17 protein-coding genes are annotated in these 17,342 nt (G+C 40.3%); 16 read left to right on the top strand and 1 reads right to left on the bottom strand.

All coding sequences use genetic code 11. The annotated features are described in order from the left end of the window. The first annotated feature begins 62 nt into the window (after nt 1-62). Both ACYSNO_RS01085 and cls read left to right on the top strand, forming a co-directional pair. Nucleotides 63-1,214 (top strand): cation diffusion facilitator family transporter, encoded by a 1,152-nt coding sequence (locus tag ACYSNO_RS01085; RefSeq protein ID WP_461729214.1) that lies wholly within the window; start codon nt 63-65, stop codon nt 1,212-1,214. Between the two features lie 13 nt (nt 1,215-1,227). Beyond that, complete coding sequence (gene cls, locus ACYSNO_RS01090; RefSeq protein ID WP_461729215.1) at nt 1,228-2,694, top strand: cardiolipin synthase; 1,467 nt, start codon at nt 1,228-1,230, stop codon at nt 2,692-2,694. Here cls and ACYSNO_RS01095 read toward each other — a convergent pair. Continuing rightward, nucleotides 2,680-3,090 carry a ribonuclease HI family protein gene (locus ACYSNO_RS01095; RefSeq protein ID WP_461729216.1) on the bottom strand — a complete coding sequence of 137 codons (411 nt, stop codon included), beginning with the start codon at nt 3,088-3,090 and terminating at the stop codon, nt 2,680-2,682. The two genes, cls and ACYSNO_RS01095, sit on opposite strands and share 15 nt — an antisense overlap. 61 nt (nt 3,091-3,151) lie before the next feature. On the opposite strand from ACYSNO_RS01095, the gene ACYSNO_RS01100 reads away from it, so the two are divergent. The 14 genes from ACYSNO_RS01100 (at nt 3,152) to pyrE (ending at nt 17,308) form a co-directional block, all read left to right on the top strand. Then, entirely contained in the window at nt 3,152-3,550 is a 399-nt protein-coding gene (locus tag ACYSNO_RS01100) for an EbsA family protein (protein ID WP_461729217.1), read from the top strand. A 12-nt stretch (nt 3,551-3,562) separates the two neighbouring features. Further along, nucleotides 3,563-4,252: a CBS domain-containing protein gene (locus ACYSNO_RS01105; RefSeq protein WP_461729218.1), complete on the top strand. Its 690-nt coding sequence runs from the start codon at nt 3,563-3,565 to the stop codon at nt 4,250-4,252. A 15-nt stretch (nt 4,253-4,267) separates the two neighbouring features. Then, a complete protein-coding gene (gene lspA, locus ACYSNO_RS01110; RefSeq protein ID WP_461729219.1) occupies nt 4,268-4,744 on the top strand; it encodes a signal peptidase II in 477 nt (158 codons plus the stop codon). Continuing rightward, nucleotides 4,728-5,636: an RluA family pseudouridine synthase gene (locus tag ACYSNO_RS01115; protein ID WP_461729220.1), complete on the top strand. Its 909-nt coding sequence runs from the start codon at nt 4,728-4,730 to the stop codon at nt 5,634-5,636. Before lspA ends, ACYSNO_RS01115 begins: the two co-directional genes overlap by 17 nt. Before the next feature lie 235 nt (nt 5,637-5,871). Continuing rightward, nucleotides 5,872-6,408, top strand: coding sequence for a bifunctional pyr operon transcriptional regulator/uracil phosphoribosyltransferase PyrR (pyrR, locus tag ACYSNO_RS01120; protein WP_461729221.1), 537 nt, complete (start codon nt 5,872-5,874; stop codon nt 6,406-6,408). 11 nt (nt 6,409-6,419) lie between these two features. Continuing rightward, nucleotides 6,420-7,700: a solute carrier family 23 protein gene (locus ACYSNO_RS01125; protein WP_461729222.1), complete on the top strand. Its 1,281-nt coding sequence runs from the start codon at nt 6,420-6,422 to the stop codon at nt 7,698-7,700. A 17-nt stretch (nt 7,701-7,717) separates the two neighbouring features. Continuing rightward, a complete protein-coding gene (locus ACYSNO_RS01130; protein WP_461729223.1) occupies nt 7,718-8,644 on the top strand; it encodes an aspartate carbamoyltransferase catalytic subunit in 927 nt (308 codons plus the stop codon). Between the two features lie 14 nt (nt 8,645-8,658). Next, nucleotides 8,659-9,942, top strand: a complete 1,284-nt coding sequence (locus tag ACYSNO_RS01135; protein WP_461729224.1) for a dihydroorotase — start codon at nt 8,659-8,661, stop codon at nt 9,940-9,942. Nucleotides 9,943-9,945: 3 nt separating this feature from the next. Further along, a complete protein-coding gene (locus tag ACYSNO_RS01140; RefSeq protein WP_461729225.1) occupies nt 9,946-11,022 on the top strand; it encodes a carbamoyl phosphate synthase small subunit in 1,077 nt (358 codons plus the stop codon). Continuing rightward, nucleotides 11,022-14,207 carry a carbamoyl-phosphate synthase large subunit gene (gene carB, locus ACYSNO_RS01145; protein WP_461729226.1) on the top strand — a complete coding sequence of 1,062 codons (3,186 nt, stop codon included), beginning with the start codon at nt 11,022-11,024 and terminating at the stop codon, nt 14,205-14,207. The genes ACYSNO_RS01140 and carB overlap by 1 nt, the downstream gene beginning before the upstream one ends. A 28-nt stretch (nt 14,208-14,235) precedes the next feature. Further along, nucleotides 14,236-15,021 (top strand): dihydroorotate dehydrogenase electron transfer subunit, encoded by a 786-nt coding sequence (locus ACYSNO_RS01150; protein ID WP_461729227.1) that lies wholly within the window; start codon nt 14,236-14,238, stop codon nt 15,019-15,021. Further along, complete coding sequence (locus ACYSNO_RS01155; protein ID WP_461729228.1) at nt 15,021-15,956, top strand: dihydroorotate dehydrogenase; 936 nt, start codon at nt 15,021-15,023, stop codon at nt 15,954-15,956. Before ACYSNO_RS01150 ends, ACYSNO_RS01155 begins: the two co-directional genes overlap by 1 nt. Beyond that, nucleotides 15,953-16,669, top strand: a complete 717-nt coding sequence (pyrF, locus tag ACYSNO_RS01160; protein ID WP_461729229.1) for an orotidine-5'-phosphate decarboxylase — start codon at nt 15,953-15,955, stop codon at nt 16,667-16,669. Before ACYSNO_RS01155 ends, pyrF begins: the two co-directional genes overlap by 4 nt. Further along, nucleotides 16,670-17,308, top strand: a complete 639-nt coding sequence (gene pyrE, locus ACYSNO_RS01165; RefSeq protein WP_461729230.1) for an orotate phosphoribosyltransferase — start codon at nt 16,670-16,672, stop codon at nt 17,306-17,308. Nucleotides 17,309-17,342: the final 34 nt, after the last annotated feature.

Below are 17,342 nucleotides of genomic sequence, written 5' to 3' on the forward strand. Positions count from 1 at the left end.
ATTTGAATTGAGGGAAAAGAAACGGTAGAATGGTAAGAAGAGAAAGAAGGGGATGAAAACAAATGATTCGTTTTTTTATTCATCGAATGGAGAAAAAATACCAACCAGCTGAAATGCGTGGGAAAGTCGGTTTCTTTGCGGGAGTTTTCGGCCTAATTAGTAACTTCATTTTATTTATTGGGAAATTTATGATTGGTTTTTCAGCCAATTCTGTTTCGATTATGGCAGATTCAATGAACAGCCTTTCGGATACGGTTTCTTCGATTATTGTCCTCTTTGGCTTTAAAATTGCAGCAAAACCAGCCGATAAAGACCATCCTTATGGTCATCAGCGTTTTGAATATGTGACTGGTCTGGCAGTGGCCGTCTTGATTAGTTTTGTAGGCTTTCAATTTCTAAAAAGTTCTTTTTTTAAAATTTTGAATCCCTCATCGATTCATTTTTCCAAAGTGATGTTTATTGTGTTGGTCTTATCGATTGGAATAAAAGTTTATCAAGGAATGATGTACCGAATAACGGGAGAAAGCATTCATTCACAAACACTTTTTGCAAATGCACAAGATAGTTTCAATGATGTATATATGACCAGTGCCGTTTTACTATCAGTATTCATTGAAAAAGTTTTTCAGTGGCGAATAGATGGGTATATCGGTTTTATTCTGGCCTGTTATATCTTCTATAGCGGCATCATCATGGTGCGTGATTTTATTAATGAACTTTTGGGACAACGACCGACAGAAAAAGAAATTACATTAATTGAGTCACAACTCAACCGATATCCGATGATCTTGGGTTATCACGACTTATTAATTCATAGCTACGGACCACAACAGCGATTTGCTTCGGTTCACATTGAAGTCGATAGCCGATGGAGTTTGATGAAAGCTCATGAAGTCATCGATTTAATTGAACAAGATGTGAAAGAAACCTTAGGGGTCCATTTGGTTTGTCATTTAGATCCCGTCCCAATTGATAATCCAGAGTATGTAAAGATTCATCGACTGGTTAAAAGTACTTTGAAAAGTCTGCACCCTGGACTGCGAATGCATGACTTTCGAATCATCGATCATCAAGTATTGCAATTTGATTTAGTGATGCCTGAATCACACCAGTTGAAAGAACAGACGATTCTTGCCATGATTGAAAGAGCGTTAAAAAAGAACGAAGAAAGCTATCATCTAGAAATAACTTTTGATCACCATTACTTATTATAAAAGGAGGAAGTGAATGGCACATCCAATTGAATGGAAGACCCTCTTGGGAATTTTAACACTTTTGTTTATTATCAATACCATCGGAGCAATTGTGACGGTCTTTCGGCGTCCCCGATCAATTGCAAGTGTTTTTGCTTGGATGCTTGCTTTAGTTTTCCTGCCGGGAGTTGGTTTTCTTTTGTATTTATTTGCGGGTAGAAGAATTGATCAGGAAGTGATTGTTCGTTTAAACAGTCACTACGAAAAGCGGATGGTTGAGATTAACCAAATGATTGAAGAACATAATCGTTTTTTTATTTCAGAAAGTGTCTCTAGTAGTTCTGAACTTTTAAAAGACTATTTTAATCATTCAGAGGAATCGCCAGTTACACGTGGCAATCGAGTCACTTTGTTTGTCGATGGTCAAGAAAAATTCACCCAACTGTTTAAAGATATTCAACAAGCGAAAACAACCATTCATTTAGAATACTATGCGATTTTTGATGACCAAATCGGAAATCAATTGTTGGCCTTGTTAATCCAAAAAGCAAAAGCGGGACTCGAAGTGCGCGTATTGTTTGACCCTTTTGGTGGCCGCACAAGTTTGACCTTTTTCAAACCTTTGCTAGCGGCGGGAGGACAAGTTTTACCTTTTATTACGGCTCGCGACTTTATTCGAAAAACTCGTTTGAACTATCATTTGCATCGGAAAATCGTAGTAATTGATGGGAAAATTGGCTGGACTGGTGGCTTTAATGTGGGGGATCAATATTTGACAGTTACGTCGAAATTTGGTTATTGGCGCGATACACATGCCCGCATCCTAGGGACGGCCACGTTTAGTCTACAAGAAGTTTTTATCCGGGATTGGAACGGGTCAGTCATTGATGAAAAAGACTATTTAAAGTACGACCCGAAGTTTTTTGTGTTGCCTGATGAAGAAGAAAGAGGCGAAGTGAGTTTGCAAGTGGTCGCCGATGGACCAAACCGAGAGGACCAAATTTTAAAGGGTGGATTTATCAAAATGATTTTGGGCGCTAAAAAGCGTGTTTGGATTCAAACACCTTATTTGATTCCAGACGACCCGATGTTGGATGCGTTGTTAATTGCTGTTCGTTCAGGCATTGAAGTTCGAATTATGATTCCTTGCATGCCAGATCATCCCTTTATCTATCGTGCCACACAATATTATGCCAACTACTTACATAAAAAAGGGGTAAAGATTTCGATTTATACGGGAGGTTTTTTACATGCGAAAGTTCTCATGATAGATGACAATCTTTCGACTTTTGGTACAATGAATCAAGACATTCGAAGCTACGCCTTAAACTTTGAAGTGAATACATTTGTTTATAATGAAAGGTTGACCCAACAACTCTCTGCGCAGTTTGAACAAGATTTAACCCAATCAATTGAATTAACAACTGCAATGATCGAGCAACAATCACTCTGGTTACGATTCAAGCAAGCAATCGCTCGCTTGATGTCACCGATTCTTTGATTTCAAGACTTTTTGTAATCCTTGTCGGGCCAAATGGTCTGCTCCCTTATTTTCTTGTTCGGGAACCCATTGAACGATTAATAAGGAAAAAAGTTTTAGTTTTTGTTGAATGTCAGTTAAGTAGGTTTTGAAAGCTTCATTCTTTGTATGGTTCTTTTGAATAGTATCTGCTAAAATCTTACTGTCGGTATAAACAAAAATCGTTTCATCGGTCTTGTTTTCTGAAATTAAGTCATCAAGTAAGACAACAAAAGTTGCAAATTCTGCTTGATGATTGGTTAAAATAGGGAGTGGAAAAGATTTTTGTTTATGTAAATTCTCTCCAACCAAAAGAATTCCGCCAGCACTTGGCCCCGGATTTCCTTTTGTGGAAGCATCGATATAAGCTTTAATCATGCGTTTTACCACCTTACTTGTTTTATCGTTATCATAGATTATACCTCAGGAGGAAGAAAGAGTGGAGCGTAAAATTTATTGGCAACCAGAATTGCCACTGGCTATTATTTATTGGTCAACGACATTTATTTTTTTGTTTTTCGGTTTTATTCTTGCTTTAGAAAAGGCAAGCATTCATTGGAAAAGTTATTTGGCTTTTGCCTGTTTTTTCTTTTTTGTGTGGCTCAGTCGTCGAAGATTTATTCGTTTTTCTGCCTCTTCGCTTGAGATTTCTTATGTTCGTTTTTGGAAGAATGAAGTGATTCCTTATGTTGAAATTGAACAATTTTGTTGGGAAGAAAATCATTTACTCATCCATTACCAGCAAAGAGTATTTGACGGGTGCTTTATCGGTAAACAAAAAATAAGGTGCCAGGCGATGATCGCAAAAGCAGCTAATTGGAAAGAGATTGGAGAATAGGAGGATGGCTCGGTGGGACAACAAGCGAATACTTTTTTAACGAGTTTTAATCGAATCGAAAAATGGCTAAAAGAAGCACTCGACAGTCCTAGAAATATGGGGTTTACACAAATGGTTCGTCGCTTAGCGAGTCGATCGGATTTACCAATTAAGCACTATGAAGAAGACTTGATTCAAATCTCTCAATTGCGTAACGCGATTGTCCATGAACAAGTTCGAGAAGATTTTATTATTGCGGAACCAAACCAATGGATTGTTCATCGGATTTTGACAATCGAAGCGGCATTGCTACAACCCGAGCTTGTTTTACCACGATTTGGAAAAAAAGTAACTGGCTTCGAACAGACACTTCCTTTGACGGAATTATTAAAAATTGTTGCCAAAAAACGCTATTCCCAATTTCCTTTGTATGAAAAGGGGATCTTTACTGGTTTAATTACTCTAAAAGACATTGGTTACTGGGTGGCTAAGGAAAGTTTGATGGGCGACCTTTATTTCAAAAATAAGGTGGCGCGTGACTTGATTTTAAGTGATGGAAAAACAATTAATTATCAATTTGTCGCAAAAGATTGTCCGATTACAGTGGTTGAAGCAATGTTTAAGGAAACAGCTTTACTTGAAGCGATTTTGATTACGCCAGATGGAAATCAAAATGGCCAATTATTAGGGATTATTCGTCCCAGAGATTTGTTAAATTTGTAAGAAAAGAGGGAAAAGATGCTAGCGATTTATTTTTTTATTAGTTTCATTTTAGTCGGACTTGACCAATGGGTGAAGTATTGGACAGTTTCAAATCTGGCTCTAGGAGAGAGTCAGCCGTTTATCCCATCTTTGTTATCCCTAACGTATATTCAAAATCGAGGGGCTGCGTGGAGTATTCTAGAAGGTCAAATGCTTTTTTTCTTTGTGATTACAATTGTGGCAGTGGCGGTTGTGTCTTACTTACTGATTAAGTATCGCAACGAGCACTGGTTATTTACGATAGGACTAGCCTTTGTTCTTGCAGGGGCTTTAGGAAATTTTATTGATCGTATGCGTTTAGGTTACGTAATCGATATGTTTCAAACAGAATTTATGACTTTCCCAATCTTTAACGTCGCCGATGTCACCTTGTTCCTTGGTGTAGTGGCTATTTTTAGTTACACGCTCTTTGAGGAAAAACTGAAAGGAAAAAAAAATGAACAAAGAAATTAAAATTACAATTGCAGAAGAAACCGGTCGAACGGACAAAGTATTAGTCGAGCGATTACCTGAATACAGTCGCACGCAGATTCAAAATTGGTTGAAAAATGGGGTTGTAACGGTTGAAGAACAACCTGTCAAGGCCAATCGAAAGGTGATTGCGGGTGAAGAAATTACGATTCGCATCCCTGAGCCTAAAGCGTTAGATTTACTACCTGAGAACTTACCCTTAGAAATTATCTATGAGGATGAAGATTTAGCTGTTGTTAATAAGGCCCAAGGAATGGTGGTCCACCCATCAGCCGGACATCCAAATGGCACAATGGTCAACGCCTTGTTGTATCATTTAGAAAATTTATCGAGTATTAATGACGTGATTCGTCCGGGAATCGTTCATCGGATTGATAAAGATACTTCCGGTTTATTGATGGTCGCAAAAAACAATTTTACGCATGAGGCGTTGGCCAAACAATTAAAAGACAAAACTTCTTTAAGAAAGTACGTCGCGCTCGTTCATGGAAATATCTCACATGAGAAGGGGACGATTCATGCGCCCATTGGTCGTTCAAAAACGAATCGAAAAATGCAAGCAGTCGTTGCAGATGGAAAACCTGCAGTCACTCATTTTACCGTGTTGGAACGTTACGAACACTTCACTTTAGTTGAGTTACAATTAGAAACAGGCCGGACGCATCAAATTCGTGTCCATATGCAGTATATCGGCTTTCCTTTAGCCGGTGACCCCATTTATGGGCCGCGCAAAACCTTGGCTGGAAAAGGGCAGTACTTACATGCAAAAGTGTTAGGATTTACACATCCTCGAACAAATAAGGAACTAGTATTTGAAGTGCCTATGCCCAAAGAGTTTTCAGAAACATTAGAAAAACTCAAAAAAATAGATTGATTTTTTCAAGAAAGAATAGTATAGTTATTTTAATCAAATAGTGATGCCCTTTAAAATAGTCCCGTGAGGCTAAGAAGGCAGTGAAGATATAAAAAGCTTGTTTGCGAATAAGCCCTTTTATATCCAAAAATTGGAACCCTTATGGTTTTTTGTGTAACCATAAATCAGTCAAACATTCACTCCTACCTTATCAACGGGTAGGAGTTTTTTTATTGCAAAAAAAGGAGGAGAAAAAATGAAATCAAAAGAAGTCGTTGATGCCTTAACAATGAAACGTGCCATCACACGGATTACTTACGAGATCATTGAGCGTCATCACGGAATTGAAAATATCGTCTTAATTGGTATTAAAACACGAGGAATTTTCATCGCCCGACGAATTGCTCAACGCTTAAAGGAACTCGAAAATACAGAAGTTCCAGTTGGAGAATTAGATATTACCTTATATCGTGACGATAAAAAACAAGGATTGGAAGAAGCAGAGCTCCATGACTCCGATATCCCTGTATCGTTAGAAGGAAAAGAAGTCATCTTGATTGATGATGTCTTATTTACTGGCCGAACCATTCGTGCCGCTTTAGACGCAATCATGGATTTTGGTCGACCAAAAAGAATTGGTTTAGCAGTCTTAGTTGATCGGGGACACCGTGAACTGCCGATTCGTGCAGACTTTGTAGGAAAAAATATTCCGACTTCGACGAAAGAAGAAATTATCGTAGAGATGGAAGAATTAGATGGAAAAGATCGGATTGTGATTCACAAGGAAGGGTAGGAGAGGATTAGATGAAAGAGACATTTAGAAACCCCGATGCGGTGTTAGATATTAGTGATCGGCCAAAACCGTTACCGTGGATTGGTTTGAGTTTACAGCATTTATTTACGATGTTTGGTGCAACGGTTCTTGTACCACGCTTAGTTGGGATTGATCCAGGGATTGCACTTGTAAGCTCAGGAGTTGGGACCTTGGTCTATTTGACCGTTACGAAAGGAAAAATTCCAGCATACTTAGGAAGTAGTTTTGCATTTATTGCTGCAATGCAAATGTTAATGAAAACGGAAGGGTACCCAGCTATCGCGCAAGGAGCAATGACCACTGGTTTGGTTTATCTCATCGTCGCTCTTGTGATTAAAAAAATTGGTGCCGCTTGGTTAGACCGTGTTCTACCACCAGTTGTTGTTGGCCCAGTGGTGATGGTGATTGGCCTGGGATTAGCTGCCAATGCAGCGAATAGCGCGATGTTTAATGAAAGTGGTGCTTATGATTTTCGCTACGTGTTTGTCGCGCTGGCAACTTTGGCCCTGACAATTTTCTTTAATATGTGGTTTAAAGGATTTCTAGGCTTGATTCCAATTTTACTTGGCATCGTGAGTGGCTATCTCGTTGCTTTATTTACAGGAATTGTTGATTTGAGTATTGTTGCGAATGCGAGTTGGTTCTCCTTGCCTAACTTTGAAATCCCTTTTGTTCAATATACGCCCAAATTATACCTAGGCGCCATCGTGACTATGGCTCCCATTGCCTTTGTTACAATGACCGAACATATCGGTCATTTAATGGTCTTAAATAAACTGACAAGAAGAAATTTCTTTGAAGATCCAGGTTTGAGTAAGACTTTAGCCGGTGATGGCCTGGCCCAATTCGTCGCAGGTTTGATTGGTGGTCCACCGACAACGAGTTATGGAGAAAATATCGGCGTCTTGGCAATCACACGTGTACATAGTGTCTTTGTGATTGGAGGAGCAGCAGTATTTGCAGTTGCTTTAGGCTTTGTCGGTAAAATGAGTGCACTTATCTTAAGTATTCCAAATCCGGTTATTTCTGGCATAAGCTTCGTACTTTTCGGAGTCATCGCAGCAAGTGGGCTCAAAATATTAATTGAAAATAAAGTCGATTTTGACCGCAAGAAAAATTTAATTATTGCGTCAGTCATTTTAGTTGTAGGAATCGGTGGTCTGGTACTAGAAATCGGCACCTTTACACTCTCTGCAATGGCTTTGGCAACCGTGTTAGGTATCTTTTTAAATCTTATTTTGCCAGAAACATCTCGTAGCGAAGAGATGTAATTCAAGGAGGAAACAATATGATTATTCAATCAGAACGCATTAGTTTAAAACATTTATTATCCGTCGAAGTCTTATCTGACCAAGAAGTGATGGGCTTGATTCACCGAGGACAAGAATTTAAACGTGGCGCACAATGGAATCCTGAGAAAAAACAATATTTTGCAACAAACTTGTTTTTTGAAAATAGTACAAGAACCCACAAAAGTTTTGAGGTGGCAGAAAAAAAATTAGGAATCGAAACCATTGAATTTGAAGAATCAAAAAGCTCCGTCACTAAAGGAGAGACCCTCTATGATACGGTCTTAACGATGTCGGCGATTGGCGTTGACGTCGCAGTGATTCGCCATGGAGATGAACACTATTATGACGAACTGATTGAAAGTCGAACGATTCAATGTGGCATTATTAATGGTGGCGATGGTAGTGGGCAGCACCCAACTCAATGCCTACTTGACTTAATGACGATTTATGAAGAATTTGGCCGTTTCGAAAAATTAAAAGTGGCTATTGTTGGCGATATCACCCATTCACGTGTTGCGAAATCCAACATGCAAATGTTAAAACGTTTAGGTGCAAAAGTCTTTTTTTCTGGACCGAAAGAATGGTATACAGAAGAGTTTGAAGTATACGGACACTATTTACCCTTAGATGAATTAGTTGAAGAGGTCGATGTAATGATGATGCTCCGTGTACAACACGAGCGTCACGGAGAAGAAAAAGGCTTTTCAAAAGAAGAGTACCATCAAACGTTTGGCTTAACGGAAGAAAGAGCCGAACGCATGAAAAAACATGCGATTATTATGCATCCCGCACCCGTAAATCGAGACGTTGAATTAGCGGATGCACTGGTTGAAAGCATGCAATCGAGAATTATTACTCAAATGTCAAACGGGGTCTTTATGCGAATGGCTATTTTAGAAGCAATTTTAACAGGTAGATCATAAGGAGGAAGTTATTCATGAATACATTAATTAAAAACGGGAGAATTGTTTCCCATGAGAATGAATTAACCAAGGTTGATATTTGGATTAAAGCAGGTAAAATCCATGCAATGGGAGAGGACTTTTCTGATCAGGCTTTCGAACAAGTGATTGATGCAAAGGGCCAGCTCGTTACTCCAGGTTTTGTCGATGTCCATGTTCATTTTAGAGAACCAGGATTCACTTATAAAGAGACGATTGAAACAGGAAGTAAAGCGGCTGCAAGAGGTGGATTTACAACGGTTTGTGCGATGCCAAATTTAAATCCAGTACCGGATACCGTGGAAAAATTTAACCAAGTACAAGCGATTATTGAAAAAGATGCGGTAGTTAAAGTCTTGCAATATGCGCCAATCACTGAAGAATTAAGAAGTGATCGCCTCGTTGATTATGACGGCTTAACAGCAGCCGGTGCTTTTGCATTCACGAATGATGGCGTAGGAGTTCAAACAGCAGGTACTATGTATTTGGCAATGAAGGAAGCTGCAAAAAATAATCGAGCAATTGTTGCCCATACGGAAGATGAATCGTTGCTTTTTGATGGTGTGATGCATCTAGGGAAACGTTCGGAAGAATTAGGATTACCAGGCATTATGAGTGCCACAGAGTCTTCACAAATTGCTCGTGACTTACTACTTGCAGAAGAAACCGGCGTTCATTACCATGTTTGTCACGTTTCGAGTAAAGAAAGTGTCCGCATCATTCGTGAAGCAAAGCAAGCAGGCGTTCATGTTACTTGTGAGGTTTGCCCGCATCATCTTGTGTTAATGGATGAGGACATTCCGGAAGATCACGGCTATTGGAAAATGAATCCGCCGTTACGCGGTAGCGAAGATCAACAGGCGCTCATTGAAGGGTTACTGGATGGCACGATTGACTGTATTGCAACCGATCATGCGCCACATAGTCATGAAGAAAAAAATCAGAGCTTTGTGGATTCTCCGTTTGGAATTGTCGGTTCAGAGTATGCATTTCAGATGATTTATACCCACTTTGTTAAGCCTGGAATTTTCACACTGGAACAAGTCATCAATTGGATGGCAATTAAACCAGCAGAGATTTTCGGCTTAAACGCGGGACGTTTAACGATTGGTGGACCAGCAGACTTAGCTATTTTTGATTTAGCGACAGCCTACACGGTCGATGACCAACAATTCCTATCGAAAAGTGTCAATACACCGTTCGTAGGTTGGGAATTATATGGCGACACAACATTAACATTGGTAGATGGCAAAATCGCATGGCAAAAGGATGGTAGATAACGTATGAAACGTTGGCTAATTTTAGAAGATGGTACTTATTTTGAAGGAACAGGTTTTGGCGCAACAACAAGCGCATTTGGAGAGATTATTTTTACAACAGGGATGACGGGTTATCAAGAAACGATGACAAGTCAAAGTGCAAATGGACAAATCATCGCCTTCACTTATCCAGTGATCGGTAATAGTGGGATTAACCGCGACGATTTTGAATCATTATCACCGACGTGTAAAGGAATTGTCGTTAAAGAACATGCAAGACTTGCAAGTAACTGGCGAAGCCAAATGACCTTAGATGAATTTTTAACGCGCAAAGGCATTCCTGGTATTTCAGGAATCGATACACGAGCGTTAACACGAAAAATCCGTGAAAAAGGGACAATGAAAGCGAGCATTGTAGATGCTGGAGATGAATTTTCGCATGCGTACGACCAATTAAAAGCGGCCGTGTTACCAACGAATTTAGTCGAAGAAGTATCGACGGTTAAACCTTATCCGAGTCCAGGAGTCGGACACAATGTCGTTATTTTAGACCTTGGATTAAAACATAGTACGATGAAAGAATTAGCCAAACGCAAGTGTAATTTGACTGTTTTACCATACACTGCAACTGCGGAAGAAATTTTTGAACTCAGCCCAGATGGAATCATCATTACAAACGGTCCGGGAAATCCAAAGCATCTTCCTCAAGTCATTGAAACGATTCAAAAAATTCAAAAACACATCCCCTTATTTGGAATTGGCTTAGGACATCAAGTGTTTGCCTTAGCCAATGGGGCAGACACAACAAAAATGAGCTTTGGTCACCATGGGAACCATCCTGTACGTCAGTTGGAAACTGGCAAAGTTCACTTTAGTGCTCAAGGACATAATTATGTCGTGACCGAAGCGTCGCTTGACCCTGAAAAACTAGTCGTTACTTATAGCGAAATCAATGACCAATCAATTGAAGGGTTAAAGCATGTGTCTTGCCCGGCGATGAGTGTCCAATTCCAACCGGATGCTTCTCCAGGAACACACGATGCACACTATCTCTTTGACGAATTTTTAACAATGATGGATACATGGAAGGAGCACAACTAATGCCAAAACGCACAGATATTAAAAAAATTATGGTGATTGGGTCAGGCCCAATCATCATTGGACAAGCGGCCGAATTTGATTATGCAGGTACACAAGCTTGTCTCGCGCTACGCGAAGAAGGCTATGAAGTCGTGCTAGTTAATTCAAACCCAGCAACAATTATGACGGATAAAGAAATTGCAGATAAAGTCTATATTGAACCGATTACTTTTGAGTTTGTCGCACGTATCTTGCGTAAAGAACGACCGGATGCACTGCTGCCAACTTTGGGTGGTCAAACGGGCTTGAACATGGCGATGGAACTTGCCCAATCAGGCATCTTAAAAGAATTAGAAATCGAGCTATTGGGTACAAAATTATCCGCCATCGATCAAGCAGAAGATCGTGATTTATTTAAACAATTAATGGAAGAATTGAATCAACCGATTCCAGAGTCAGTCATTGTAACCACAGTAGAAGAAGCAGTTGATTTTGCCAATGAAATCGGCTATCCGATTATTGTGCGTCCAGCCTTTACTATGGGGGGGACCGGCGGAGGGATGTGCGCCAATGAAGCAGAGCTACGCCACATCGCCGAAAACGGCTTGAAACTCTCGCCGGCAACGCAATGTTTGATTGAACGAAGTATCGCAGGTTTCAAAGAAATTGAATATGAAGTGATGCGTGATTCTGCGGACAACGCAATTGTCGTTTGTAATATGGAAAACTTTGATCCTGTGGGCATTCATACAGGTGATTCGATTGTGTTTGCTCCAAGTCAAACGTTAACCGATGTCGAACATCAAATGTTACGTGATGCTTCACTTGATATTATTCGCGCATTAAAAATTGAAGGTGGCTGTAACGTCCAACTTGCCTTAGATACAGATAGTTTTAATTATTATGTGATCGAAGTCAACCCACGTGTTTCTCGTTCATCAGCCCTTGCAAGTAAAGCGACTGGTTTTCCTATTGCAAAACTCGCTGCAAAAATTGCGGTGGGCTTAACATTAGATGAAATGATTAACCCGGTAACAGGAACTTCCTTTGCTGCGTTTGAACCCACGATTGATTATGTGGTATCCAAAATTCCACGTTGGCCTTTTGATAAATTCGAAACGGGCGAACGTCTTCTTGGAACACAAATGAAAGCAACTGGGGAAGTCATGGCAATGGGCCGTACGATTGAAGAATCACTCTTAAAAGCGGTTCGATCGTTAGAAATTGGAACCTATCATATGGAAATGCCTGAATTAGCAAAAGTATCGGATGACTTTTTACGCGAAAAAGTAGTGAAAGCGCAAGATGATCGTTTATTCTACCTTGTTGAAGCGCTCCGTCGTGGTTTTTCGATTGATGCTTTATACGAATTAACAAAAGTCGATCGCTTATTCCTCGATAAGCTCCTACATATTGTGGAGATTGAACAAGCGTTAAGTCAAGCGAAAAATGATATGGCTTTATTAAAAACAGCCAAAGAAAATGGCTTTACGGACCGCAAGATTGCGGAAATCTGGCAGATGTCAGAAGCAGAGGTTCGAACACTACGTTTGCAACAAAACGTGCAGCCCGTTTATAAAATGGTCGATACTTGTGCGGCACAGTTTGAATCCAATACCCCTTATTTCTATAGTACGTATGAACTTGAAAATGAGAGCAAGAAAAGTGAACGACCTTCTATTTTAGTCCTTGGTTCAGGACCCATTCGAATCGGCCAAGGGGTTGAATTTGACTATGCAACGGTGCATTCAGTGAAAGCCATTCAACAAGCTGGTTATGAGGCGATCATTATGAATAGTAACCCTGAAACAGTTTCGACAGATTTTTCAATATCTGATAAACTATACTTTGAACCCCTAACTTTGGAAGACGTGTTAAATGTCATTGACTTAGAGCAACCAGAAGGAGTAATTGTTCAATTTGGTGGGCAAACAGCAATTAATTTAGCGGAACCCTTAGCAAAACAAGGAGTGAAAATTTTAGGAACAAGCATTGAAGATTTAGACCGGGCAGAAAATCGTGATTTATTCGAAAAAGCTTTACAAGAGTTAAATGTTCCTCAGCCTTTAGGAGACACAGCAACTAGTATTCCTGAAGCAGTCAAAATTGCGGAAACGATCGGATACCCCGTTCTTGTTCGTCCAAGTTATGTGCTAGGTGGACGTGGGATGGAAATTGTAGAAAACCAGCAAGATTTGGAAAGTTATATGAGTTCCGCAGTTAAAGCGTCGCCGGAGCATCCAGTATTAATTGACCGTTACTTACTTGGAAAAGAATGCGAAGTCGACGCCATCTGTGACGGGGAAACAGTCTTAATTCCGGGAATTATGGAACATATCGAACGCGCGGGTGTTCACTCAGGAGATTCGATGGCTGTCTATCCGCCGCAAAGTTTATCCCAGGAAGTCATTCAAACAATCGAAGAGTATACGAAACGTTTAGCCTTAGGTTTAAACTGCCTAGGTATGATGAATATTCAGTTTGTCATTCATGAGGAAAAAGTTTATGTGATAGAGGTGAATCCACGAGCGAGCCGAACGGTACCATTTTTAAGTAAAGTGACTGATATTCCAATGTCACAAGTCGCAACCAAAGCGATCTTAGGAACAAAATTAAAAGATTTAGGCTACCAATCAGGTCTGTATCCAACTTCTGAACTTGTCCACATTAAAGCACCTGTCTTTTCCTTTACAAAATTACTCAAAGTCGATACGTATTTAGGCCCTGAAATGAAATCAACGGGTGAAGTAATGGGAACAGATGTTAATTTAGAAAAAGCACTATATAAGGCTTTTGAAGCATCTGGCTTACGGATTCCAGAGTTTGGTTCTGTTTTATTCACGATTGCAGATGAAACAAAAGAAGAATCTTTTGCTTTAGCGAAACGATTTTCTGAATTAGGCTTTAGCTTAACCGCAACGAAAGGTACAGCTGAATACTTTACAACTCGTGGCTTGCGCGTCCAATCGGTTGCGAAAATTACCGAGTCAGATGAACAAGAAACCGTGATTGACTGGATCCGTAATGGTCAAACACAAGTAGTCATCAATACGATGGATAAAAATCGCCAAAACACGTCAAAAGATGGCTTTATCATTCGACGGGAAGCCGTCGAGCGAGGTGTGCCACTATTTACTTCACTAGACACCGCAGAAGCAATTTTAAAAGTAATGGAGTCAAGAGCATTTTCAGTTCATGCTATCTAAAAAGAACATTTTGAAAGGGGAATCTCCGATGAATAAAGTAGAGATGATGGAAATCGTAGACCAACGGATGCTAGCACCGTTGATCTACGAAATGACACTAAAAGGTGAAATGGTGAAAGAAATGGGCGAACCAGGACAGTTTTTACACCTATTGCCCCCTAAGACCGACCTTTTACTTCGTCGACCAATTAGTATTAACGATATTAATCACGAAGCGGGGACTTGTCGCATTATTTATCGAATTGAAGGCGATGGTACGGCTGCTTTTGCTCAATTAAAAGCGGGTGATTTGGTGGATGTCATGGGCCCTCTAGGGAATGGTTTTTCTTTAGAACAATTACAAGCAGGAGAAACCGCGTATATCATCGGTGGGGGAATTGGAATTCCTCCACTGTATGAACTGTCAAAACAGTTAGTAGCTAAAGGAGTCAAACCCATTCATTTTCTTGGGTATGCCTCCAATGATGTGAAGTATTATGAAGCAGAATTTAAAGCTTTAGGAGAAACACACATTGCAACAGATGATGGCAGTTATGGTGTACATGGAAACGTGGGGCATCTTTTTGAACGGGCATCCGATCAAAAACCAAGTGCAGTGTTTTCTTGTGGCAGTAATGGATTATTAAAAGCCGTTGAAGCCAAATTTTTAGACGAGGTTGCGAATGTTCAATTGTCACTAGAATCACGTATGGCTTGTGGAATGGGCGCTTGTTATGCTTGTGTTTATAAATTAAGAGACGATGAAACCGGACTAAAGAGCGTGAAAGTTTGTGATGAAGGCCCTGTTTTTCCGGCTGGAAAGGTGGTATTGTAATGAGCAAAAATCCTTTAGCGGTACAACTACCAGGACTCGATCTAAAAAACCCGATTATTCCCGCAAGTGGCTGTTTTGGATTTGGAAAAGAGTTCGAAAAATTTTACGATATTGGCCAACTCGGATCGATTATGGTCAAGGCAACGACACCAGAGCCTCGATTTGGGAACCCAACGCCGCGAGTGGCCGAAACCCCCAGTGGCATGTTAAATGCAATTGGATTACAAAATCCGGGACTTGAAGTCGTTATGACCCAGATGCTTCCTGATCTAGCAAAAAATCACCCCGACTTACCAATCATTGCGAATGTCGCTGGCTCGACAGAAGAAGATTATGTCACTGTTTGTCGTGAAATCAGCCAGGCGCCAAATGTCAAAGCGATTGAATTAAATGTTTCTTGTCCAAACGTCAAAGAAGGAGGCATTACGTTTGGAACGGATCCAGATATTGCACGACGCTTAACTGAAGCAGTGAAAGCTGTTTCGCAAGTACCAATCTATGTGAAATTATCCCCGAACGTGACAGATATTGTTCCCATTGCAAAAGCAATTGAAGCAGGAGGAGCAGATGGTTTTACGATGATTAATACACTGCTTGGCATGCGTATTGATTTAAAAACACGCCAGCCCATTATTGCAAACCGAACAGGGGGACTTTCAGGGCCGGCAATTAAGCCCGTCGCCATTCGACTGATTAATCAAGTTGCGGCCATCTCGAACTTACCAATTATTGGTATGGGTGGAATTATGACAGTGGATGATGTCTTGGAAATGTATCTGGCTGGTGCTAGTGCAGTTGGCATTGGAACTGCCAACTTTACAGACCCTTACATTTGCCCGAAACTGATTGAACAACTACCTGTGCGGATGAAAGAGCTAGGCATCGAATCGTTAGAACAACTAATTAAAGAAGTACGGGAGGCACGCCAAGGATGATTGAAAGACCAATTATTGCATTAGATTTTCCTTCGAAACAAGAAATTGAGACATTTTTAACAAAGTTTCCAGCAGAGGAGAAACTATTTGTGAAGGTAGGCATGGAAATCTTTTACCAAGAAGGCCCTGAGATCGTTCGTTGGTTAAAATCCTGTGGGCATGATATCTTTTTAGACTTAAAATTACACGATATCCCCAACACCGTGAGTCGTGCGATGGAACGAATTGCAGGACTAGGGGTTGCAATCACAAACGTGCATGCAGCCGGTGGAGTAGAAATGATGGCTGCTGCACAAGCTGGATTAACGAAAGGTACACCCGAAGGACAAACAACACCGCAATTGATCGCCGTCACCCAGCTTACGTCTACTTCAGAACAACAAATGCATGACGATCAATTGATTCAAACAAGTTTAGAAGAAAGCGTCTTACATTATGCACAATGTGCACAAAAAGCGGGCTTGGCGGGTGTGGTTTGTTCTGCTTTAGAAGCACAAAAGATTCATCAGGCAACTTCGGATAGCTTTATGTGCTTGACGCCGGGGATTCGTCCAAGTGGTGCCGCAGTGGGTGATCAAAAACGAGTAGTCACACCCGCACTCGCTAAAACAATTGGATCCAATGTGATTGTTGTTGGCCGACCAATCACGCAAGCAAAAAAACCTTATGAAGCCTACCTTGCAATTAAAAACGAATGGAATGGAGCAAAATAAATGACAACGTTAGACAAAAAAATTGCCAAAGATTTACTAGAAATTGAAGCGGTGTTTTTAAGTCCTGAAAAACCGTTTACTTGGGCGAGTGGCTTGAAAAGTCCAATTTATTGCGATAACCGTATGACGATGAGTTACCCAACTGTTCGTCGAGAAATTGCAAAAGGACTCGCTGAAAAAATTAAAGCAGAATTTCCGGAAGTGGAAGTCATTGCTGGAACAGCAACTGCAGGTATTCCACATGCAGCATGGATTGCAGAAATTTTGGATCTACCAATGGTTTACATTCGTAGCAAGGCAAAAGAACATGGCAAGGGCAATCAAATTGAAGGTCGAATTCAAGAAGGACAAAAAATGGTTGTTGTTGAAGACTTAATTTCAACTGGTGGTAGTGTACTAGAAGCTTGTGAAGCAGCAACCCGTGAAGGTGCCAAGGTCATTGGGGTCGCTGCAATCTTTACTTATGAATTACCAAAAGGTTTAGAGAATTTTAAAGCAGCTGAAATGCCTTTAATTACTCTAACAAATTATACAACCTTATTAGATAGCGCCTTAGAAGCGAACTATATCGAAGAAAAAGATTTAGACTTGCTAGCTAAATGGAAACAAGACCCCGTAAACTGGTTGAACGAAAATTAGAAAAAAACTGATTTCAAGTTCTGAAAAGAGAACT

The sequence above is a fragment of the Enterococcus sp. LJL98 genome, from assembly GCF_054871745.1.